Below are 19,618 nucleotides of genomic sequence, written 5' to 3' on the forward strand. Positions count from 1 at the left end.
ATGCGCTCACGTCGTTCTGTACTCGCGGTGCCCGGCAGCAACCCGCGCTTCCTGGAGAAGGCCCAGACCCTCCCCGCCGACGAGGTCTTCCTGGACCTGGAGGACTCCGTCGCGCCGCTGGCCAAGGAGGAGGCGCGGCAGAACGTCGTGGCGGCGCTGCGCGGGGGCGACTGGACGGGCAAGACGCGGGTGGTCCGGGTCAACGACCTGACGACCCAGTGGACCTACCGCGACGTGATCGAGGTCGTCGAGGGGGCGGGGGAGCACCTCGACTGCCTGATCCTGCCCAAGGTGCAGGACCCCACCGAGGTCGTCTGGCTCGACACGCTGCTCACCCAGATCGAGAAGACGATGGGCCTGGACGTGGGCCGCATCGGCATCGAGGCGCAGATCGAGAACGCCCGGGGCCTGGTCAACGTCGACGCCATCGCCGGGTCGTCACGGCGGCTGGAGGCCCTGGTGTTCGGCCCCGCCGACTTCATGGCCTCCATCAACATGCGGACCCTCGTCGTCGGCGAGCAGCCGCCCGGCTACACCGAGGGCGACGCCTACCACTACATCCTGATGCGCCTGCTGATGGCCGCCAGGACGCACGACCTCCAGGTGATCGACGGCCCTTACCTGCAGATCAAGGACGTCGAGGGCTACAAGCGGGTGGCCCGCCGCGCCGCCGCGCTCGGCTTCGACGGCAAGTGGGTGCTCCACCCGCTGCAGGTGGACGCCGCCAACGAGGTGTTCTCCCCGGCCCAGGACGACTACGACCACGCCGAGCTCATCCTGGAGGCCTACGACTACTACACGACGGTCGAGCGGCGCGGCGCGGTCATGCTGGGCGACGAGATGATCGACGAGGCCTCGCGGAAGATGGCGCTGGTCGTGGCGGCCAAGGGCCGGGCCGCGGGGCTCCGCCGCACCAGGAGCTTCACACCTTCAGACCGATCGTCGTGAAGAACCAGAACGAGGACGTCAGCCAGAGCCCGACCAGCGCGGTGAAGGCCAGCGAGCCGAGCACGGGCAGGGTCCAGCCGGGCGTGCCCCGCCTGGGCAGGGCCAGCATCTTCGCGGTGAACACGCCGTAGAAGAAGCAGCCGAGCAGCGAGTGCGCGAGGACCCTCGGCACGTCGTACTGCAGGCCCAGGGCGTACAGGCAGTGGAAGGCGACCGGGATCGTCAGGACGAAGGCCATCCGGCCCGACCAGCGGTGCACCGCCGGGGGGATGGTGACGCCGAGCCTGCCCCACATCGACAGGGCGGAGACCACCTGGACGACGGCGAGCGTGCACGCGCCGGTCGTCAGCCAGGCCTTCATCGGCAGCGCCCCGGAGAACCCGGCGGGACCGACGGCGAAGCCGGTCGGGGCGTGGACGCGTCCGAAGACGCCGAGCGCGATCATCACCAGGCCGCCTGCCAGGAGCGGCGCCAGCAACGGGGTGAGGCCGCGAGCGTGTCGCGCGGTGGCGGTCACTGGATCTCCTGGATGAAGCCGTCGACGTCCTTGGGGTAGAGGGTGGCCTGGTCGAGGGCCACGGGGTTGGTGGGCCGGTCGCCGTCCAGTTCGGGGATCCGGAGCTGCCTGTCGTCCTCGTAGGCGGCGCCGACCTGGTAGAAGCCGCCCTGCGGGCGCTTCAGCACGATCCAGCCGGCCCTGATCTTCGCGCCCCTGACCTGTGCGGTGGCCCGGTAGAGGCCGGACGGCTTCCTGACGGTCCCGGCGGTGAAGGTCCACTTCTTGCCGCCGAGCGCGAGCCAGCCCCTGGCCTGCCCGCCGCCGAGCGTGGCGCTCGCCGTGGCACCGCCGAAGCCTTTCAGCGTGGCCTTTCCGGCCGCCGCGCCGCCCTTGAGCCAGGCTTCCGTCCGGCCGTCGCAGAAGTAGCCGACGGCCTTGCCGTCGCGGACGGAGATCGCGATCAGGCCGCCGTCGCCCTTCACGTAGCCCGCGTAGTCGGCCTTGTCGACGGTCTGTTTCGCGGTCGGCGTGGGAGCGGCAGGAGCGGCGGCCGGGGTGGCCGGCGCCGGTTCGGAGGGGGTGTTGGCGGCGGCGGTGTTCGCCGCCGGTGTCGCGTTCATGCTGGCGACACCGAGCCCGGCGGCGAGCACGGCCCCCGCCGCCAGGGTGATGACAGGTCCCAGCCTTGACATGGACTGCTCCCGGGGTTGACGTTCCTATGCCCTGAGCATCCGCCTAATTGGCCGTACCGTCTGTGAAGTTTTGCGCACCCACCGGACACAATAAACGAATGCAGGAAAATCCCGGTTCACAGGTTCCGTACGGCCCGCAGCCCGGAGCGCCCGCCCAGCCGTACCCGCAGCGGACGCAGCCCTGGCTCCTGCCCACGCCCTCCGGGGAGAGGTACGACCACCTGGCCAGGAACGCGGCCACCACCCGGATGTGGCGGCAGATCGTCGGCACGATCACCGTGGGCGGCGGGTTCTTCGTCATCGGCCTGGTGGTGCTGTTCGTCGGGATGGTGATCGCGGCCATCGTGGGCATCCCCGTGTCGCTGAAGCCGGACCAGCTCTTCGGCGACCCGGTGTTCGGGCTGGTCTTCCTGCTGCTGTCGATCGCGGCGGTGCTGCCCCTGGTGTTCGGCACGGCCGCGCTGATCCAGCACCGCAGGCCGGGGACGCTGTCGTCGGTGGCGGGCCGGTTGCGCTGGTCGTGGCTGCTGAGCTGTGTCGGCGTGGCCGTGGTGGCGTTGCTGCTGGGGCAGGTCGCGCAGGTGCTCGCGCTGATGGCGACCGGGCAGCAGATCTCGGACATGTTCGGCTGGAAGGGCTGGGCGGCCTTCCTGCCCGCGTTGATCGTCATCGTCGTGCTGGTGCCGTTCCAGGCGGCCACCGAGGAGTACATGTTCCGCGGCTGGGTGCTCCAGGCGTTCGGGGCGCACCTGCGCAACCCGGTGTGGGGCATCCTGCTGGGGTCGGTGGCGTTCGCCTCGCTGCACGGCTACACCTGGGTCGGCCTGCTGGACGTGTTCAGCTTCGGCGTGGTCATGGGCTGGCTGGCGGTGCGCACGGGCGGGCTGGAGGCGCCGATCGCGATGCATGTGGTGAACAACATGCTGGCGTTCGGGCTGAGCGCCGCGGCCGGGCAGCTCGACAGGGCGCTGCAGCAGGGGGAGGTGCCCTGGCAGTCGCTGGCGGGGACGGTGGTGCAGCTCGCGGTGTTCGCTTTCGGCGTGCTCCATCTGGCCAAAAAGCGGGCAGTAAGCACGATTTCCGGATGAATCGCCGCAGAGGTGCCAGGAATCTCGCTAGAGAGGTCTCGCCATTCGGGCTCCGGCGTGTTGCTCTGGATCCTGTGAGTGGGCGAGGATTGCGGAGGTGATCTTGGGGATCGGACGAGCCGCATGGGGATGGTGAGCCTGGAACGGTCCCCAGGCCCCGGGCCGGTCCGGCCGGGTACGACCGCTGCTCGACCGGCTCGACGAGCGCGACCGGTTCGACTAGTTCGGCTAGGAGGTGCGACGCGTGGCATCCGGTCCCAGTGACCCGCCACGGCGGACGCCGGGTGACGACGACCCGCGTCCCGAGGACGCGCACGGTCAGGACGAGCCCAGGATCCGGCACACCCCGCCGGGCCCCACCGACGACCGGGCTCGGGGCTTACCCCTGGCCTCCCCCTGGGGCATGCCGCCCTTCTCCGCCCCCACGCCTGAGGACGAGCCTCCGGACCCGCCCAAGGGGCGCAGGCCGTACAGCTCGCCGACGTCCGAGACCGAGGCGCCCCGCCGCTCGCGTCGCGTGACCCATCCCGACAAGCTCGTCGCCGGCACCCCGACGCGTCCCCGGCCCGAGACGGAGGCCGAGCCTCCCCACCGCGAGCCCCCGTACCACCTGCCGCTTCCCGAGGAGGCGGAGCCCGAGGCCGCCGAGCCGGACGAGCCGCCTCAGCCCGGCGAGGCCCCCGGTGAGGACCCCGGTGAGGACGGGGTGCGCCGGGTCGGGAGGCCGCCCGGCGGGCGTCCCACCAGACCTGACCTGCTCGTCGCGTCGGGGCCGGCCCGCCCCGGCGGCGCGGGCGGCAGGCACCACCGGGGCCCCGCGCCGGCCGCCGTCCGCAGATCCAGCCCCGTCGCGCGGAGGCGCCTCGGCAGGCCGCTGGCCCTCGTCACGGCCCTGGTCCTGGTGGTGGCGGCCGGAGTGGTGGGATGGCAGTGGTGGAACTCCTCCCAGCGCGACGGCCTGCGCCTGGCGGCGGGCACCGGCCGCTCGGGCGACGACCTGTTCACCGTCCCCTCGGCCGGTGACGGCTCGAACCAGAAGCTCAACGACATGGCCTCGGCCGGACGCGCCGTGGTCGCCGTCGGCAGCGACACGACCAGCCCGACACCGCGTCCGCTGTTCCTGTTCTCGCCCGACGGCGGCAGGAACTGGCAGCTCGGCCAGGTCACCGGCACGAGCACTCCCACCGTCCGGCGGGTCGTGGGAGGCGGCGGGCGCTGGCTGGCCAGCGGCGGCGACGGCGCGGGCGGCGAGCGCGGCCTGTGGACCAGCTCCGACGGGTTCAGCTGGGCCGCCGTGGAGCAGGCAGGGTCGGCCGCGTTCAGGCCCGGCGACCAGATCGCCGACATCGCCAGGACGGCGTCCGGCTTCGTCGCCGTCGGCCGCGCCACCCGCGAGGACGGCGGCTCGGCCCCCGCGGCCTGGCAGTCGGCCGACGGCCGGGCCTGGCAGCGGGTGCAGACCCGCGGCCTGGGCGTGCGCGAGCTGAACGCCCTGGTGGCCAAGGGCGACACGGTCGTCGCGGCCGGTCAGCCCGAGCAGGGGGCGGGCTCCCGGGTCGTGCGCTCGGCCGACGGCGGTAAGAGCTGGCAGCCGACCGGCTTCCAGCTGCCGGAGGCGATGCCCAGGATCGGGTCGCTGGCCGTGCTGCCCAAGCAGTTCGTCCTGGCGCCGACCAGGCAGCGCACGATCTCCGGGGACGTCCGCGTCTACTGCTCGCCCACGGGCGCGCGCTGGTCGCAGTGCGGCTCCATCCGCGGCCTGAGCGGGGAGAGCCCCGGCGTGGAGTCGCTGATCTCCTACGCCTCGGGCGTCGCCGCCGTCAGCCAGGCCGACCTCGGCAAGTACTCGGTGATGACCAGCACGGACGCCCGCGCCTGGACCAGGCGCGCCGACCTCGGCAACCTGGCGGGCGCCACCCTGCGCGGCTTCACGATCTCCGAAGGGGGCACCCTGTTCGCGGGCGGCGACCAGGCGGCCGCGGACGTGGACAACCAGCTCGTCCTCATCTCGGCCCCTGCCAAGGGGGCGGCCGCCCGTGTCCGGCTCGACCGGATCGACGGGCTGTCGCGCATCGCCCGCCAGACCAACCGCCTGGCCGCCCACGAGGGCAGGTACGTCGCGGTCGGCTCGGCCTCCGGCGACGCGGGCATCTGGACCAGTCTCAACTGGCAGACCTGGACGTCCATCAGCCTGGGCGGCGCGCACCAGCAGTCCCTCGACGACGTGGCGTACGGCCGCCGCGGCTGGCTGGCGGTCGGCGGCACCCAGACCGACACCTCGGCCACCGAGCCGCTGATCGTCAGCTCGCAGGACGGCCGCGCCTGGAAGCGGGTATCCGGCGCGGGGGACCTCGCCCGCCCGCAGGACCACCCGTACCTGGCCGCCCACGCGGTCGCCGCCGACGACAAGGGGTACGTGCTGGTCGGAGAGGACAGGAGCCCGTCCGGGACGGCCGCGGCCCTCTGGTTCAGCCCCGACCTGCGCGCGTTCACCCGCTCCAAGAAGCTGCCGCAGGGCGGCTCGGACGTCCACCTCCACGACGTGACGGCCACCTCGTCCGGGTACGTCGCGGTGGGCGGCGCGGGCCAGGGCGACCAGGAGAGCGGTGTCGTCTGGTTCTCCGAGGACGGCGTCAACTGGAAGGCCCGCAAACGCGTCACCCCACCGGACGCGACCTCGGCGGGCTTCCGTCAGATCGCCGCCTACCAGGGCAAGCTCGTCGCGATCGGCACCGCCCAGACGTCGGGGACACACCGCGCGTTCGCCGCGGTCTCGGACGACGACGGTGTCACCTGGCGCACGTCCTGGCTCCCCACGGGGCAGGCGGCGGCGGTCTTCGACCTGGCGGCGGCCGACGACGGCCTGGTGGCGGTCGGCTGGAACGGCACCCCGGCCGACGGCGACAGCGCCGCCTGGACCTCCCAGGACGGTCTCACCTGGAACCGTCAGGACCTGACCGAGGACCGGCTGGCGGGCCCGGGGATGCAGTGGCTGGCGGCCGTGACGATCGCGGGCTCGGAGGTGGTGGCCCTGGGCCGCTCCACGACGTACGACGCCGACCACCTCATCCTGTGGACCAGCACGCTGTCGCGCTGACAGCGTCTCACTCACGGCGGCCGGAGCGCGTCCCACTCCGTCAGCGTGTCCAGCAGGCCGTGGATGAGCGGGAGGCGGGCCACCTCGTCCAGGGGGTACCAGCGGGCGTCGACGGCGTCGTCTCCCGCGGTGAGCGTCCCCGACGCCACCGTGGCCCGGTAGTCGCGGATCGCGTACGTGGCCCCGCCGGGCCCCGGACGGTCCACCGCGCCCATCAGGGCTCCCACTGTGACCCGCAGCCCGGTCTCCTCCAGCACCTCGCGGCGCACGGCCGCCGCGTCGCTCTCCCCGGGCTCGACCCGTCCGCCGGGGATCGACCAGAGGCCCTCGTCCGGCGGCCGCCCGCGCCGGATCAGCAGAAGCCGGGCGGAGGCGTCGAAAATGATCGCGCCGACACAATTTACGCGCACATGGTCAAGATTACGACGGGATATCGGGATGCGGCCTTGACGGAGAGCCGCCGGAGGAAGCACCGTGGGTAGCTGTGAGAGCGGCCCCGACCTGCCCGCGATGTTTCGGCCCCGTGCACGAGCCGAGTGTGTGGTCAAGCGCATGGCGTTGTGACGCACACGGCGACGTAGCCCCCTATCAGCCGCCGCACCCACCGTCGGGCGAATCCCTGGAAATCGTACGTAAGGCCGCCGTGGTCCCGGTGTGGCTGCCGTGGCCGCTGCCGTCCGGATGGCTGGTGACCGGGTTCGCCTCGGCGGGCGACCAGCGGACGGGGGCCAGAGCCAGCGTGGTCGCGCTGAGCGGGCCCTCCTTCGTGGAAGGGCCCGCCGACCTGCTGGTCGTCGCCGAGGAACCGGGCGTGGGGCTCGGCGCGGCCTTCGCTGGGCTGGAGGGCACCGACCCCGGCAGCGGGTTCGACTCGGGCCCGCCGAACGCCAAGATCGAGGTGCTCGGGCATCCGACGCCGCTGTGGTGCGTGAAGGGCGCCGCCGACAGGGCCGTCTACGTGGGCGAGGCGCTCGGCAACTGGCTGTGGGTCATCGCCTGGCCCTTCGAGGCGGGCTGCCTCATCGCGCTGGCCGAGCTCAGCCTGTGGGATCTGCGCGACCACGACCTGGACGTGCCCTTCGGCGCGCTGTCGCCCAGACTCGGCGGCTAGCACCGAAACGGCCGGTTCTTTCGGTACTCGCCGGGCGACGCGATTCGCTCTCTCATCCAGACGGACTAGAGTGCGGAGGCGTGACAGCGCGTATCGAGCGAGTGGTGACCGAGGGCGTCGTCGACACCGACGGCACCCATGAGAAGGTCGAGAACAACACCTGGATCGTGGGCGACGACGACGAGGTGATCGTCATCGACCCGGCGCGTGACGCCGAGAAGATCCTGGAGCAGGTCGGCGAGCGTGAGGTGCTGGCCGTCATCTGCACGCACGGCCTGCCCGACCACGTCGGCGCGGCCATCGAGGTCGCGAGCCGCGACGAGGCGGTGATCGCCCTCCATCCCAAGGACAAGCCGCTGTGGCGCGAGACCTGGCGCGAGACCTGGCCCGACATCGACATGGAGGACGACGGCGCCTTCGGCGTGGCCGACATCCAGCTCGACGTCATGGAGACGCCGGGCGTGACTCCGGGCGGGGTCTCGCTCTACAGCGAGGCGCTCGGGGCCGTGTTCACCGGCAAGACCCTTCTGGCCGACGGCCCCGGCAAGATCGGCGGCGAGTACCCGGCCCTGGCCGACCAGCTCACCGCGATCGGCGGGCGGCTGTTCACGCTGCCCGGCGAGACCCGCGTGCTGGGTTGCCACGGTGAAGAGGTCACCGTCGGCGACCTCGAGCCGCACTTCGACGACTGGGTGTCGGGCTCGCTGACCCGTACGGAGCCCGAGGAGGAGGGGCCGCTCATCGACGGCACCAAGGCCTCCGGAATCAGGCTCAACCATGGCGACGACCAGGGTGCATGACCAGCTTCCGCTGGAGGGGATGCCGCGGCGGCTCTACTCGTGCACGCCGTCGCGGTTGAACACCTGGCTCGACTGCCGGCGCCGCTACCGGTTCACCTATCTCGACCGGCCGCAGCCGCCCAAGGGGCCGGCGTGGGCGCACAACAGCGTCGGCGCCAGCGTGCACAACGCCCTCGCGGGCTGGTGGCGCGAGCCGTACGAGCGACGGACCCCGCTCACCGCGGCCATCCTGCTCACCAACGGCTGGATCACCGAGGGCTTCAGAGACAGGGAGCAGTCGGCCCACTGGCTGGGGCGCGCCCGCGACCTCGTGTCCGGATACGTCGCGACCCTCGACCCGTCCGACGACCCGGTGGGCGTGGAACGCACGGTGGCGACCCGCACCAAGGTCATCGCGGTGTCGGGGCGCATCGACCGTCTCGACCGGCGCGGCGAGGAGCTGGTCGTGGTCGACTACAAGACCGGACGCCGGCCCCTCACCCAGGACGACGCGCGCTCGTCGCTCGCGCTGGCGATCTACGCGGTCGCGGCGTCCCGGATGATGCGCACGCCCTGCCACCAGGTGGAGCTGCACCACCTGCCCACGGGTGAGGTCATCGAGTGGCGGCACACCGACGAGTCCCTCGCCCGCCACCTGGGGCGCGCCGAGGAGATCGCCGACGAGGCGGCGGCGGCCGACGAGCGCTACCGCGACAGGATCCCGGCGAAGAGCACGCGGGGAGCACCGGCAGGGGCCGCTGCGGCGCCCGCGGTGCCGCCCGAGCTCGACGAGCACTTCGCCCCCAGCCCCGGCCCCCTCTGCTCGTGGTGCGACTTCCGCCGTCACTGCCCCGAGGGCCTGGCAGCGGCCCCCGACCGCACGCCCTGGGACGGCCTGGCCGACTGAGCCCCTCCCGGCGGTCTCGGCACGCGCGAGATCGCCGGTTATGGTCGTGATGTGGACCGCATAGGGCGATTACCGATGGCGGTGGCGCTCGGCGCGCTGTTCAACCCGCTGAACTCGTCCATGATCGCGGTGGCGCTCGCCCATATCGAGGCCGAGTTCCACGTCGGGATCGCCGCCGTCACCTGGCTCGCCGCCGGGTTCTACCTGGCCGCCGTCGTCGTGCCCCCGTTCATGGGGGCGCTGGCCGACAGGCTCGGGCCGCGGCTGGTGTTCTGCGCCGGGCTCGTCACCGTCGCGGTCACCGGCCTGCTCGCCGCCCTGGCCCCGACCTTCCCGCTGCTGGTCGCGATGCGGCTGCTCCAGGCGTTCGGGAGCTGCGCCACGTTCCCGGCGGGCATGGCGATCATCAGGGCGAAGCAGGACGGCAGGCCGCCCCCGCGGGTCATCGCCATGATCTCGATGGTGCTGACGGCCAGCGCCGCCGCCGGGCCGGTGCTCGCCGGGTTCCTGGTGACGCTCTGGGGCTGGCGGGCCGTCTTCCTGGTCAACCTGCCCCTGGCGGCGGTCGCGCTGGTGGCGGCGCTGCGCTGGCTGCCCGAACTCGGCAGGGGAGCGGGACGGCAGGCGTGGCTGCCCCGGCTGCGTCCCGCGCTGCTGGCGACCTGCGGGCAGTACGCGCTCGTCAACGTCGTCTTCTACCTGGCGTTCTTCGCTGTGCCGCTGTGGGCGCAGCGTTCGGCGAGGCTGCCCGCGCACGTCGCGGGGCTGCTGCTGCTTCCCATGGCGGGGCTGGCGATCGTGGTGACGCCCGTGGCCGTGGCGCTGGCCGCGCGGGCGGGGCTGCGAGTCGTGCTGGTCGTGAGCTCGGTGCTGCTGGCGGCAGGGTCCTGCGTGATGTTCCTGGTGGGGCCGGTCGGGGTGGTGCTGGTGGCGACGGGGCTGCTCGGGCTGGCGTCCGCGTTCAGCCAGTTCGCCCTGAACTCGCTGGTGTTCGTGCACGCGGACCGGCGCGACACGGGCGTGGCGGTGGGCTTCTTCCAGGGCTCGCGGTTCGTGGGCGCGGCGGCGGCGTCCTCGGTTACGGGGGTGCTGTTCGATCCGTCCGGGATGGGGGCCAGCGGGTGGGCGATGGTCGCCGCCTCGGTGGCCGTCCTGGTGGTGGGGGCCGTGCTGCCGGTCAAGACATCGGATGAAGAACCCCGCTTGAAGGGGCAACCAACCCCATAAGTTGAAATTTCCGGGGAAAAGCTCCGATCTAAGCATTGACTATCTTGCTCTTCTCTCGTCATATCGGTGGTAACCACCTATGGAAGGCAGGTGCACGTCGCATGGCCCAGCCGACGGAAAAGGGCAAGAAGCAGCCGCCCAGGACGCATGCGAAGAAGGTCCGCTCCCGTGGCGAGGAGACCACCTGGCACAAGCCCGACTACCAGGTCGTCGAGGCGTCCATGGAGATGACCGCGTACTTCCTGGCCACCAGGTAGGGCGCGGACGCCATGCGACTGCAGGTGCTCGGCACCGCGGCCGGTGGCGGCGTGCCCCAGTGGAACTGCGCGTGCCCCGGCTGCTCCGGGGCGCGCGCCCACCCCGCCCGCGTGCGGCGTCACGCCAGCCTCGCCGTGCGGCTGGCATCCGGGTGCTACGTCGTCAACGCCACCCCCGACATCACCGACCAGATCGAGAGCTGCCCGTGGCTGCGTCCCGGCCCGGGCCCACGCGAGTCGCCGCTCCGCGGCGTCATCCTCACCGACGCCGAACTCGACCACACCATCGGCCTGCTCCGCCTCAGGGAGGCCGACACGCTGGAGATTCACGCCACCCCGGCCGTGCGGCAGGCGTTGCGTCCCTTCGCCGACATCCTGGCCCCGTACGTCCAGCTCGCCTGGCACGACGCCGACGCCCTCCCCATCTCGGACAAGCGCCCCCGCTACGCGACGGAGCCGGGACCGTCCGGCTGGGTGTCGGCGCTGAGGATCACCGACGGCGACTCCACCCTGATCTACGCGCCCGCGATGGGCGCCTGGCCCGACACGGAGGCTCTCGAACAGGCCGACTGCGTGATCGTCGACGGCACGTTCTGGGACGACGAGGAGCCCCGCCGCACCGGCATCTCCAGCAGGACCGCGACCGAGATGGGCCACCTCCCGATCGAGGCCACCATGGAACGCCTGTCACGGCTGGACACCCGCTGCCTCTACACCCACCTCAACAACACCAACCCCCTCGTGGACCCGGCCGCCGAGCAGCACAAGGTGCTGGCCGAGCTGGGCGTCGAGGTGGCCGCCGACGGGATGGTGATCGACCTTTGAACGCCTTCGAGGCCGAGCTGCGCGCCGTACCGGAGAAGCGCTACCACCACCTGCACCCGTTCAACCAGCGGATGCACGCGGGCGGGCTGAGCCGCGACGAGCTGCGGGGCTGGATACTCAACCGCTTCCACTACCAGCGGCACATCCCCATCAAGGACGCCTACGTCCTGGCCAAGCTGGAGACGCCGGAACTGCGCCGGATGTGGCTGCGCAGGATCCAGGACCACGACGGCGTCAGGCCGGGCGAGGGCGGCATCGAGCGGTGGCTGCGCCTGGGCGAGGCCGCCGGGCTCGACCGCGGCCTGCTGCTGTCGGGCGAGGGGGTCCTGCCGGGCGTCCGGTTGGCGGTGGACGGCTACGTGAACCTGTGCCGCAACGGCTCGACGCTGGAGGCCGTGGCCGCCTCGCTGACCGAACTGTTCGCCCCCGACCTGATGCGCACCAGGATCGCCGCCTTCGAGCGGCACTATCCGTGGATCGACCAGGACGGGCTGCGCTACTTCCAGATCCGCGTCACCCAGGGCCGCCAGGACAGCGGCGAGGCCCTCGAGCTCGTCCTCGACTGGGCGCGCAGCCGCGCCGACCAGGACCGGGCGATCGCGGCGCTCGCCTTCAAGTGCGACGTGCTGTGGGCGCTGCTCGACGCCGTGGACGGAGCCTACTGATGACCTGGCGTCCCGCCCTGTCACCCGCGGCCGTCCTCCGCCACGACCGGGTACGGCAGGCGGACTTGCTCATCGTCCCGGAGCGGATCGTCGTGCTGAACGAGGAGGCGGCGGCCATCGTCGGCCTCTGCGACGGCCGGCGAACCGTCGAGGAGATCGTCGCCGAGTTCCCCGAGGCCGGAGAGGGCGACGTGGAGGGGTTCCTGGAACGCGTGCGCGGGGAGGGCTGGCTGCGATGAACCCGTTGGGGAAGGCTCCGTGGGCCATGCTGGCCGAGCTCACCCACGCCTGCCCGTTGCGCTGCCCGTACTGCTCCAACCCGGTCGAGCTGGCGGCCAGGTCGGGCGAGCTCGGCACGGCGGAGTGGCAGCGGGTCATCGAGGAGGCGGCGGCGCTCGGCGTCGTCCACGCGCACCTGTCGGGCGGCGAGCCGTTGCTCAGGGCGGATCTGGCCGACATCGTGGCGACCGCCGAGCAGGAGGGCGTCTACACGCAGCTCGTCACCAGCGGCGTCGGCCTCACCGAGCGGCGGCTGGGCGAGCTGGCCGCGGCCGGGCTGCGCAGCGTGCAGCTGTCGGTGCAGGCGGCGACGGTGGGCGAGTCCGACCGGATCGCCGGGCGCAGGTCGTTCGCGCGCAAGGAGCGGGCGGCGGCGCTGGTGACCGCCCGTGGGCTGCCGCTCGGGCTCAACGTGGTGCTGCACAGGGAGAACCTGGACGCCGTCGGCGAGATCATCGAGCTGGGGCTGTCGTGGGGGGTTGAGCGCATCGAGCTGGCCAACACGCAGTTCTACGGGTGGGGGCTGGTCAACAGGTCCGCCTTGCTGCCGACGAGGGAGCAGCTCGCGCGGGCGGAGGCGGTGGTCCAGAAATATCGTGAGAAGACGGATGTCGAGCTGATCTGGGTGATTCCGGATTACTTCGATGGGATGCCGAAGCCGTGCATGGGCGGTTGGGGGGCGATCTCGCTCACCGTCGCACCCGACGGCCGGGTGCTGCCCTGCCCCGCCGCCTACGACCTGCCGCTGGACCTCCCGAACGTCCGCGACCACGCGCTGAGCTGGATCTGGGAGCGCTCTGCCGCCTTCGACGCCTACCGGGGCACGTCCTGGATGGGCGAGCCGTGCCGGAGCTGCCCGCGCAGGGAGGTGGACTTCGGCGGCTGCCGCTGCCAGGCGTACGCGCTGACCGGCGACCCCACGCGCACCGACCCGGCCTGCGCCCTGTCACCCGACCACCACCTCATCACCGACCTGGCAGCCGGCGGCCCCTGGACGTACCGGAGCCCCGCGCCCGGCCGCGCACCCACGGACGAACCGGTCAGGCCGCCTGCGCCTTCGGCCAGCGCCGAGGGTCGGTCAGGCCCCTGAGGCCCCTGCTGACGTCGTACCCCGCGGCGGCGCAGCGCTCGCGCGAGCGGCGCAGCATGTCCCTGGTGGACGGCGTGAACGCGTGGTCGTGCACGCTCTCGGGCAGCGCGTTCATGCCCAGCCTGAACGCCTTCAGCGCCGCCGTCACCGTGGCCGGCGGGACCTCCGGCAGCACGCCGTACATCCGCCTCGCCCACTCCGGCAGCGTGTAGTAACACAGCGCGCCGAACGGGAAGTAGGCGGGCTTGCCCGGCGACAGCATCCGCAGCTCCGCCGGCAGCCTGGGCCAGAGCAGGAACCGGACCGTGGAGGCCGCCTCCTCGGTGACCCGCAGGCCGGGGCGGGCCTGCTTGAGGAAGGCGTCCATCTCGGCGCACGAGCCCGGCACGTCGTCGGGGTGCAGGCCGACGTACGAGGCGCTCTTTCGCTGCTCGTTCAGGTAGCGGTCGGCCTCGCGCTCGGTCAGCGCGAGCCCGCCGCGCCTGGCCACCTCCAGGTAGGACGAGACCTCCGCGCAGTGCACCCAGAGCAGCAGCTCGGGGTCGTCGACCCGGTAGGTCCGGCCGGTGTCGGGGTCGTTGACGCGCAGCCGCTTGTGGATGCCGCGCACCCGCATGCCGATCTCGTCGGCCTCCTCCGGGCTGCCGAACGTCACCCTCCCGACGAAGTCGGCGGTACGGCGGAGCCGCCCGAACGGGTCCTCCTGGAAGTTGGAGTTCTGCCAGACGCCGCGCATCGCCACCGGGTGCAGCGCCTGGAGCATGAGCCCTCGGACGCCGCCGACCCACATCGAGCGGTCGAGGTGGACCTGCCAGGTCGCGCTCTGTGGCGGTTGGGCGGCGAGTTCTTCGCTGATCGCCATAGTAAGTGCATCATTACATGACATTGGACCGAGTGTCCAAGTAGTGGGTTTCTGCGGTGTTCCAGAACCCGACCAGCGCCGCCGCCGTCGTCTCCGGCGCCTCCACGGCGGGAGAGTGGGCCGCGCCGGGCAGCACCATGAACTCCGCGCCCAGCCTCGCCGCCATCTCCGACTGCAGCTCCGTCGGCCAGCCGTCGTCGTGCTCGCCGAACAGCACCAGCGTGGGCACCTCGATCTGGCGCAGCTCGTCGGTGCGGTCGTGCATGGTGAGCACCTGCTCGGCCATCGTCGCCAGGCCGACGGGGGAGTTGGCGAGCAGCCGCTTGTGCAGGAACTCCAGGATGTCGTCGGGGACCCCGTTGGCCAGCGCCTCGGGCTCGAACCCGGTGGCCCACACGTGCTCGAGCCCCCTCGCGGGGACCTCCTCCATGATCTTCCTGCCGTGCTGGGCGCGCGGCCCCACGATGGCCGCCGGGCCCGAGCTCATCAGCGTGAACGAGGCGAACTTGACCCGTCCGTCGATGACGGCCTCACGCGCGACCAGCCCGCCGAAGGAGTGGCCCACCAGGTGCACCGGCTCGCCGCCCGCGATCGCCTGGGCCACCAGGTCGACGTCGGCGCCGAGCGCCGCGCAGGTGTACGCCCCGGGGTCGTCGGGGCCGGCCGTCTCGTACTGGCCGCGCAGGTCGACGGCGACCACCCGGCGCCCGGACTGGGCCAGCGTCTGCAGGACCGCGATGAAGTCTTCCTTGCTGCCCGTCAGGCCGGGCACGAGGAGCGCGGGCCAGCGTTCCACCACACCGCTGACAGGAAGCGCCTCAAGAGCCGCGAACGTGCCCTGGGGCGTCTCGAGCTTCCGGGGCGCGACGCCAGGAGGCAGATTGAGGAATCGCGGCGTACTCACGTGGGGCAACAATACCCCGAGGTCAGCGCCTCGACACCGGCGAACTGTGCACACTGGTCCGGATTCTGGTGACTTGTCGCGTATGAGCGAACCGGCATGCCTGGACGGCGGTTCCGCCGATCTGGACGGCGATGGCGCCTCGCGACGGGGCGTCCGAAGAACCGAGAAGCGCGCGTCGTGGTATGCGACGCGCGCCTCAGGCGTGCCGTGCGGGTGCCTCGGTTGAGGTCAGCCCGCGCGGCGGCGGTTGTTGTTGTTGTTGCCGCGCGGACGGGAGCGACGCTGCTGCTGCCGCTCGCTCGCCGCCGACGGGGCGATGTCGTCGTCGTCGGACGCCAGGTCAGGCGACTGGAAGATCACCGTGAACGGGCTGGCCGGGACGATGCGCTCCGGCTCCGAACGCACCGGAGCAGGCGGCGTGGTGAGGAAGCTCGGCTCGGGCTCGGCGACCGCCTGAACCTGCTCCCGGACGGGGGCCTGCTCGACGGCGGGCTCCGTGACCGGCGCCTGGTCGGCGACCCGGGTGCGAGTCCGGGTACGGCGCGGCTCGGCGGCGGCCTCGATCTCGTCCGCGGAGATGATCGCAGGCGTCTCCTCGGACCTGCGGGGACGGCGGCGACTGTCCATCAGCTCGACCTCCGGCATATCGACGGCTGTGACCTCTTCCGTGGGTTGGCCGCCGCGCGTGCGGCGGCGCTGGCGTGGCGTGCGGGGCGGACGCTCCTCGCGCTCGTCGCGGCGCTTGCCGCCACGGGCGCGGGCGCGACCGGTCTCGCCGAGGTCCTCGATGCGTTCCGCCGACAGCCCCGCCCGCGAGCGGTTGGCGTGCGGCAGGACGCCCTTGGTGCCCTCGGGGATGCCCAGCTCGCTGTAGACGTGCGGTGAGGTGGAGTAGGTCTCCTCGGGCTCGGCGAACTCGAGGCCGAGCATCTGGTTGATCATCTTCCAGCGGGTCAGCTCCTCCCACTCGACGAACGTGACCGAGATGCCCGTGCGCCCGGCCCGGCCGGTGCGGCCGATGCGGTGCACGTAGGTCTTGTCGTCGGTGGGGCAGTCGTAGTTGACCACGTGGGTGACGTCGTCGATGTCGATGCCGCGCGCGGCCACGTCGGTGGCGACCAGCACGTCGATCTTGCCGTTGCGGAAGGCGCGCAGCGCCTGCTCGCGCTGGCCCTGCCCGAGGTCGCCGTGGACGGCCGCGACCGCGAAACCACGCGTGTCGAGCTGCTCCGCGACCATGTCGCAGGCCCGCTTGGTCTCGCAGAAGACCATGGTGAGCCCGCGCCCCTCGGCCTGGAGCAGCCGCGAGACGATCTCGATCTTGTCCATCCGGTGGGCGCGCCAGACGAGCTGGCGGACCTGCGGAGTGGTCTCACCCTCGCCGCTGTCGTGCTCTGCGCGGACGTGCGTGGGACGGTTGAGGTACTTGCGCGACAGCGAGACGATCTCGCCCGGCATCGTCGCCGAGAAGAGCATGGTCTGCCGCTGCGCGGGGATCAGCTTGAAGATGCGCTCGATGTCGGGCAGGAAGCCCAGGTCGAGCATGCGGTCGGCCTCGTCGAGCACGAGCGAGGTGATCTGGCCCAGGTCGAGGTGCTTCTGCTTGACCAGGTCGAGCAGACGGCCCGGGGTGCCGACGATCACGTCGACGCCGGCCTTGAGCGCCTCGATCTGCGGCTCGTACGCGCGTCCGCCGTACACGGTCAGGACGCGGGAGCCGAGCTTGCCCGCGGCGGTGACGAGGTCTTCACTGACCTGCACCGCCAGTTCGCGGGTCGGGACGATGACGAGCCCGCGCGGCTTCTTGCGGTTCTTGCGCGGCTTGCCGATGCTCTGGAGCATGGCGATGCCGAACGCGTAGGTCTTGCCGGTGCCGGTGCGTGCCTGGCCGATAAGGTCCTGGCCGCTCAGGGCGAGGGGAAGGGCCATTTCCTGGATCGGGAATGGCGTGGTGATGCCCTCGGTCTCGAGGGCATCGGCGATTTCTGGTGTGACTCCCAGGTCTCGGAAAGTCGTCAGCTTGGCCTGCCTCAGTCTCAAATGAAGGCGGGCCTGCCGGGACCGACGGGCGGTGGAATTCGCCGTACTTGGGTCCTCGCGGTAGAGCCAGCCCTCTCATGTCATCAGCGACCGCTGACCCGGGGAACGGGGGCTATCGGGGCAGATCGCCCCGAATTAACACAGTGCGGTCGCACTTTCACAGAGCAGTGTACTCGATACCACAACGCAGGCCGAGTTTCCCGTTGTTCCCGAAGTACGCTGCGTTCCATGAACGAGTCCCCTGGTGTCGTCGACCTGCTCGGTGTGCTGGCCTACGCGGAGCTCAGCGCGTTCGCCCGGATGACCGAGGACGCCGCGGTCCTGGCCCCCTCGCTGGCCGACCAGGCCGCGCTGAGCGAGCTGGCCGTGGCCGAGTACGCGCACTTCCGCCTGCTCCGCGACCGGCTGTCCGAACTGGGCGCCGACCCCGAGCAGGCGATGTCGCCGTTCGCCCCGGCGCTGGACGCCTGGCACACCCAGACCAAGCCGGGCGACTGGCTACAGGCGCTGGTCAAGGCGTACGTGGGAGTCGGCATCGCGCTCGACTTCTACCGCGAGGCCGCCAGCCACCTGGACCCGTCGATCGGCAAGCTGGTCGACGAGGTCCTGGCCGACGAGGGCCGCTCGGAGTTCGCGGTGGAACGGGTCAGGGCCGGGCTGCGGGCGGATCCGACGGCGGCCGGACGGCTGGCGCTGTGGGCGCGCCGCCTGGTGGGCGAGGCGCTCAGCCAGAGCCAGCAGGTCGCCGCGGCCCGTCCGGAGCTGGCGCGGCTGCTCGTCGAGGCGGCGCCCGACGACCAGGCCGAGATCTCCCGGCTGTTCGCCAGACTGACCGAGGCGCACAACAGGCGGATGGCCGCGCTCGGCCTCTGAGGCGGCCGGTCCGCGTATCGAGCGGCGCGAGAGCGCGAACGGTTGTACCGTGCGAACATGAGGGCCTCGCGCCGCTACGGCAGTTCCCTGACCAGATGTGGGCCGAATCGCTGGACCTCGCGCGCCGTGTTGTGGAGGGGGAGCGCGGCCTGCCCGACCATCGAGCCGAGCCACGACGACGTCCCCCGGCGCCGGCGACCTCGCGGATGCCGGATCGGCGCGCCGCGCGCCTGCGCCGAAGGCTGACGCCTACGCGGCGGGCCGGGCCTGGTGTTCGACCGCCGAAGGCTGACCCCTACGCGGCGGGCCGGGGCCTGGTGCTCAACGCTCCGGCGGCGGCCCGCCCATCTTCCGGACGGCAGTGCGCGCACTGCCCCCTGCGCCGGTGGTAGTAGGCGAAGGCCGCCACGCCCAGCGCGACGCCCCACACCAGGAACGCGGGGCCGGGCAGATAGTAGACCGCGTCGATGCGGTAGCCGTCGAGGTCGGAGACGAACCCGTCGGCGACGACCCGGTAGAAGCCCCGCGACCACGACAGCCCGGTGGCCGTCAGGCTGAAGGCGGTCACGCCCGCGAACGCGATCGGGAACGCGGGAGGCACCCTCCCGCCCGCGAGCCCCGGGACCCATCGGGGCCACACCTCGCCCCAGCGCCGGATCAGCCCGACCGTCAGCAGCGAGCCGCACGCGCACATGCCGGCCAGCGAGAGCTCCATGATCCTGGTGCCGTTGCCGCCGCCGTTCCCCGAGTTGATCAGGTCGAGGAGCGCCTGCTCCGTGCCGATGGGGACGTCCAGCGCCCACAGGACGCGCATCGACGCGTAGGCCCACGGCGCGCCGACGGCGACGTAGGTCACCACCCGCCCCCACCGGGCCAGCCACGCCGCCACCCGGCCGGAGCCGCCGCGCCCGCAGTTGGCGCAGCAGCCCGCCACGGCCCGCTGGTAGCCGAGCGTCGCCGCCGCCCACACGAGCCCGCCGACCATCAGCACGACGAAGTTCCCCGTCGGCCAGTCGGGACGCAGGTTCGGCAGGAAGAAGGCCAGGAGCCCGAGCGGCGGCATGTACTTGACCGCCCGGATCTCCGGCAGCACGACGGCCAGCAACGCCGCCATCGCGTACCCGTAGCAGAGCAGCGCCGGACGAAGCGCCCTTCGACGCCCGGCCATCGCCGCGGCCACGACCGTCCCGCCGAGGCCGAGGCCCGCGACGACCCAGCCGGTCACCGGCGCCGTCACGCCCGCCAGCAGGTCCCCGTTGCTCGCGGCGTTGACGTCCGCCGCGCCGAACGGGAAGCCCGCGCCTCCCAGCGCCCAGTACGTCCCCAGGACGGTGTAGACCATCGACCACAGCAGCGCCGCGTACGCCGTCCAGAACGGCCACCGGCTCCAGATCCCTCTCATGCCGCCATCGTCGGCTCCGGCCGCCCACCGGCGGATCCCCTCCCGAGGGGAGCGGGGTCGGCCAGGGGGAGGA

The 19,618-nt window shown here is 72.2% G+C and carries 20 protein-coding genes; 13 read left to right on the forward strand and 7 right to left on the reverse strand.

Going from position 1 to position 19,618, the window contains the following annotated elements; genetic code table 11:
- Positions 1-948 (forward strand): HpcH/HpaI aldolase/citrate lyase family protein, encoded by a 948-nt coding sequence (locus ABT294_RS37670; protein ID WP_350811191.1) that lies wholly within the window; start codon positions 1-3, stop codon positions 946-948.
- Here ABT294_RS37670 and ABT294_RS37675 read toward each other — a convergent pair.
- Entirely contained in the window at positions 923-1,465 is a 543-nt protein-coding gene (locus tag ABT294_RS37675; RefSeq protein WP_350811192.1) for a DUF6529 family protein, read from the reverse strand. The genes ABT294_RS37670 and ABT294_RS37675 overlap by 26 nt on opposite strands.
- A complete protein-coding gene (locus tag ABT294_RS37680; protein ID WP_350811193.1) occupies positions 1,462-2,139 on the reverse strand; it encodes a hypothetical protein in 678 nt (225 codons plus the stop codon). Before ABT294_RS37680 ends, ABT294_RS37675 begins: the two co-directional genes overlap by 4 nt.
- 98 nt (positions 2,140-2,237) lie before the next feature.
- Here ABT294_RS37680 and ABT294_RS37685 point away from each other — a divergent pair, with 98 nt between their 5' ends.
- Complete coding sequence (locus tag ABT294_RS37685; protein WP_350811194.1) at positions 2,238-3,227, forward strand: CPBP family intramembrane glutamic endopeptidase; 990 nt, start codon at positions 2,238-2,240, stop codon at positions 3,225-3,227.
- Positions 3,228-3,471: 244 nt separating this feature from the next.
- Positions 3,472-6,324, forward strand: coding sequence for a chromosomal replication initiator protein DnaA (locus ABT294_RS37690; RefSeq protein ID WP_350811195.1), 2,853 nt, complete (start codon positions 3,472-3,474; stop codon positions 6,322-6,324).
- A gap of 11 nt (positions 6,325-6,335) precedes the next feature.
- Here the strand turns inward: ABT294_RS37690 and ABT294_RS37695 are convergent, their stop codons facing one another.
- The gene (locus ABT294_RS37695; protein ID WP_350811196.1) at positions 6,336-6,734 is read right to left on the reverse strand and encodes an NUDIX hydrolase; all 399 of its coding nucleotides are present in this window, start codon (positions 6,732-6,734) and stop codon (positions 6,336-6,338) included.
- A gap of 74 nt (positions 6,735-6,808) precedes the next feature.
- Between ABT294_RS37695 and ABT294_RS37700 the strand changes: the two genes are divergently transcribed.
- The 9 genes from ABT294_RS37700 (at position 6,809) to pqqE (ending at position 13,464) form a co-directional block, all read left to right on the forward strand.
- The gene (locus tag ABT294_RS37700) at positions 6,809-7,435 is read left to right on the forward strand and encodes a DUF6758 family protein (RefSeq protein ID WP_502912197.1); all 627 of its coding nucleotides are present in this window, start codon (positions 6,809-6,811) and stop codon (positions 7,433-7,435) included.
- 80 nt (positions 7,436-7,515) lie between these two features.
- A complete protein-coding gene (locus tag ABT294_RS37705) occupies positions 7,516-8,235 on the forward strand; it encodes an MBL fold metallo-hydrolase (RefSeq protein ID WP_350811197.1) in 720 nt (239 codons plus the stop codon).
- Positions 8,213-9,121, forward strand: coding sequence for a RecB family exonuclease (locus ABT294_RS37710; protein WP_350811198.1), 909 nt, complete (start codon positions 8,213-8,215; stop codon positions 9,119-9,121). Before ABT294_RS37705 ends, ABT294_RS37710 begins: the two co-directional genes overlap by 23 nt.
- 51 nt (positions 9,122-9,172) lie before the next feature.
- Positions 9,173-10,348, forward strand: coding sequence for an MFS transporter (locus tag ABT294_RS37715; RefSeq protein WP_350811199.1), 1,176 nt, complete (start codon positions 9,173-9,175; stop codon positions 10,346-10,348).
- 101 nt (positions 10,349-10,449) lie between these two features.
- Positions 10,450-10,605 carry a pyrroloquinoline quinone precursor peptide PqqA gene (gene pqqA, locus ABT294_RS37720; RefSeq protein ID WP_350811200.1) on the forward strand — a complete coding sequence of 52 codons (156 nt, stop codon included), beginning with the start codon at positions 10,450-10,452 and terminating at the stop codon, positions 10,603-10,605.
- Between the two features lie 12 nt (positions 10,606-10,617).
- Positions 10,618-11,430, forward strand: coding sequence for a pyrroloquinoline quinone biosynthesis protein PqqB (pqqB, locus tag ABT294_RS37725; RefSeq protein ID WP_350811201.1), 813 nt, complete (start codon positions 10,618-10,620; stop codon positions 11,428-11,430).
- On the forward strand, positions 11,427-12,095 hold the full coding sequence (gene pqqC, locus ABT294_RS37730) for a pyrroloquinoline-quinone synthase PqqC (protein WP_350811202.1): 669 nt from the start codon (positions 11,427-11,429) through the stop codon (positions 12,093-12,095). Before pqqB ends, pqqC begins: the two co-directional genes overlap by 4 nt.
- Positions 12,095-12,334 (forward strand): pyrroloquinoline quinone biosynthesis peptide chaperone PqqD, encoded by a 240-nt coding sequence (pqqD, locus tag ABT294_RS37735; protein ID WP_350811203.1) that lies wholly within the window; start codon positions 12,095-12,097, stop codon positions 12,332-12,334. The genes pqqC and pqqD overlap by 1 nt, the downstream gene beginning before the upstream one ends.
- Complete coding sequence (gene pqqE / locus ABT294_RS37740; RefSeq protein ID WP_350811204.1) at positions 12,331-13,464, forward strand: pyrroloquinoline quinone biosynthesis protein PqqE; 1,134 nt, start codon at positions 12,331-12,333, stop codon at positions 13,462-13,464. The genes pqqD and pqqE overlap by 4 nt, the downstream gene beginning before the upstream one ends.
- Here the strand turns inward: pqqE and ABT294_RS37745 are convergent.
- From ABT294_RS37745 to ABT294_RS37755, 3 genes are all read right to left on the reverse strand, one after another.
- The gene (locus ABT294_RS37745) at positions 13,415-14,326 is read right to left on the reverse strand and encodes an oxygenase MpaB family protein (protein ID WP_350811205.1); all 912 of its coding nucleotides are present in this window, start codon (positions 14,324-14,326) and stop codon (positions 13,415-13,417) included. The two genes, pqqE and ABT294_RS37745, sit on opposite strands and share 50 nt — an antisense overlap.
- Before the next feature lie 13 nt (positions 14,327-14,339).
- Complete coding sequence (locus ABT294_RS37750) at positions 14,340-15,230, reverse strand: alpha/beta fold hydrolase (RefSeq protein WP_350811206.1); 891 nt, start codon at positions 15,228-15,230, stop codon at positions 14,340-14,342.
- 228 nt (positions 15,231-15,458) lie between these two features.
- Complete coding sequence (locus ABT294_RS37755; protein ID WP_350811207.1) at positions 15,459-17,159, reverse strand: DEAD/DEAH box helicase; 1,701 nt, start codon at positions 17,157-17,159, stop codon at positions 15,459-15,461.
- Positions 17,160-17,498: 339 nt separating this feature from the next.
- Between ABT294_RS37755 and ABT294_RS37760 the strand changes: the two genes are divergently transcribed.
- Positions 17,499-18,143: a ferritin-like fold-containing protein gene (locus tag ABT294_RS37760; RefSeq protein ID WP_350811208.1), complete on the forward strand. Its 645-nt coding sequence runs from the start codon at positions 17,499-17,501 to the stop codon at positions 18,141-18,143.
- 295 nt (positions 18,144-18,438) lie between these two features.
- Here the strand turns inward: ABT294_RS37760 and ABT294_RS37765 are convergent, their stop codons facing one another.
- Entirely contained in the window at positions 18,439-19,545 is a 1,107-nt protein-coding gene (locus tag ABT294_RS37765; RefSeq protein WP_350811209.1) for a hypothetical protein, read from the reverse strand.
- Between the last annotated feature and the right edge of the window lie 73 nt (positions 19,546-19,618).

The sequence above is a fragment of the Nonomuraea sp. NPDC000554 genome (assembly GCF_040300065.1).
Classification (GTDB): domain Bacteria; phylum Actinomycetota; class Actinomycetes; order Streptosporangiales; family Streptosporangiaceae; genus Nonomuraea.

Bases quoted from the DNA above. Each gene is read 5' to 3' on its own strand.
- ABT294_RS37670 (WP_350811191.1), top strand. From the start codon at position 1: ATGCGCTCACGTCGTTCTGTACTCGCGGTGCCCGGCAGCAACCCGCGC.
- ABT294_RS37680 (WP_350811193.1), bottom strand. From the start codon at position 2,139: ATGTCAAGGCTGGGACCTGTCATCACCCTGGCGGCGGGGGCCGTGCTC.
- ABT294_RS37685 (WP_350811194.1), top strand. From the start codon at position 2,238: ATGCAGGAAAATCCCGGTTCACAGGTTCCGTACGGCCCGCAGCCCGGA.
- ABT294_RS37710 (WP_350811198.1), top strand. From the start codon at position 8,213: ATGGCGACGACCAGGGTGCATGACCAGCTTCCGCTGGAGGGGATGCCG.
- pqqA (WP_350811200.1), top strand. From the start codon at position 10,450: ATGGCCCAGCCGACGGAAAAGGGCAAGAAGCAGCCGCCCAGGACGCAT.
- pqqB (WP_350811201.1), top strand. From the start codon at position 10,618: ATGCGACTGCAGGTGCTCGGCACCGCGGCCGGTGGCGGCGTGCCCCAG.
- pqqD (WP_350811203.1), top strand. From the start codon at position 12,095: ATGACCTGGCGTCCCGCCCTGTCACCCGCGGCCGTCCTCCGCCACGAC.
- pqqE (WP_350811204.1), top strand. From the start codon at position 12,331: ATGAACCCGTTGGGGAAGGCTCCGTGGGCCATGCTGGCCGAGCTCACC.
- ABT294_RS37745 (WP_350811205.1), bottom strand. From the start codon at position 14,326: ATGGCGATCAGCGAAGAACTCGCCGCCCAACCGCCACAGAGCGCGACC.
- ABT294_RS37755 (WP_350811207.1), bottom strand. From the start codon at position 17,159: ATGGCCCTTCCCCTCGCCCTGAGCGGCCAGGACCTTATCGGCCAGGCA.
- ABT294_RS37760 (WP_350811208.1), top strand. From the start codon at position 17,499: ATGAACGAGTCCCCTGGTGTCGTCGACCTGCTCGGTGTGCTGGCCTAC.
- ABT294_RS37765 (WP_350811209.1), bottom strand. From the start codon at position 19,545: ATGAGAGGGATCTGGAGCCGGTGGCCGTTCTGGACGGCGTACGCGGCG.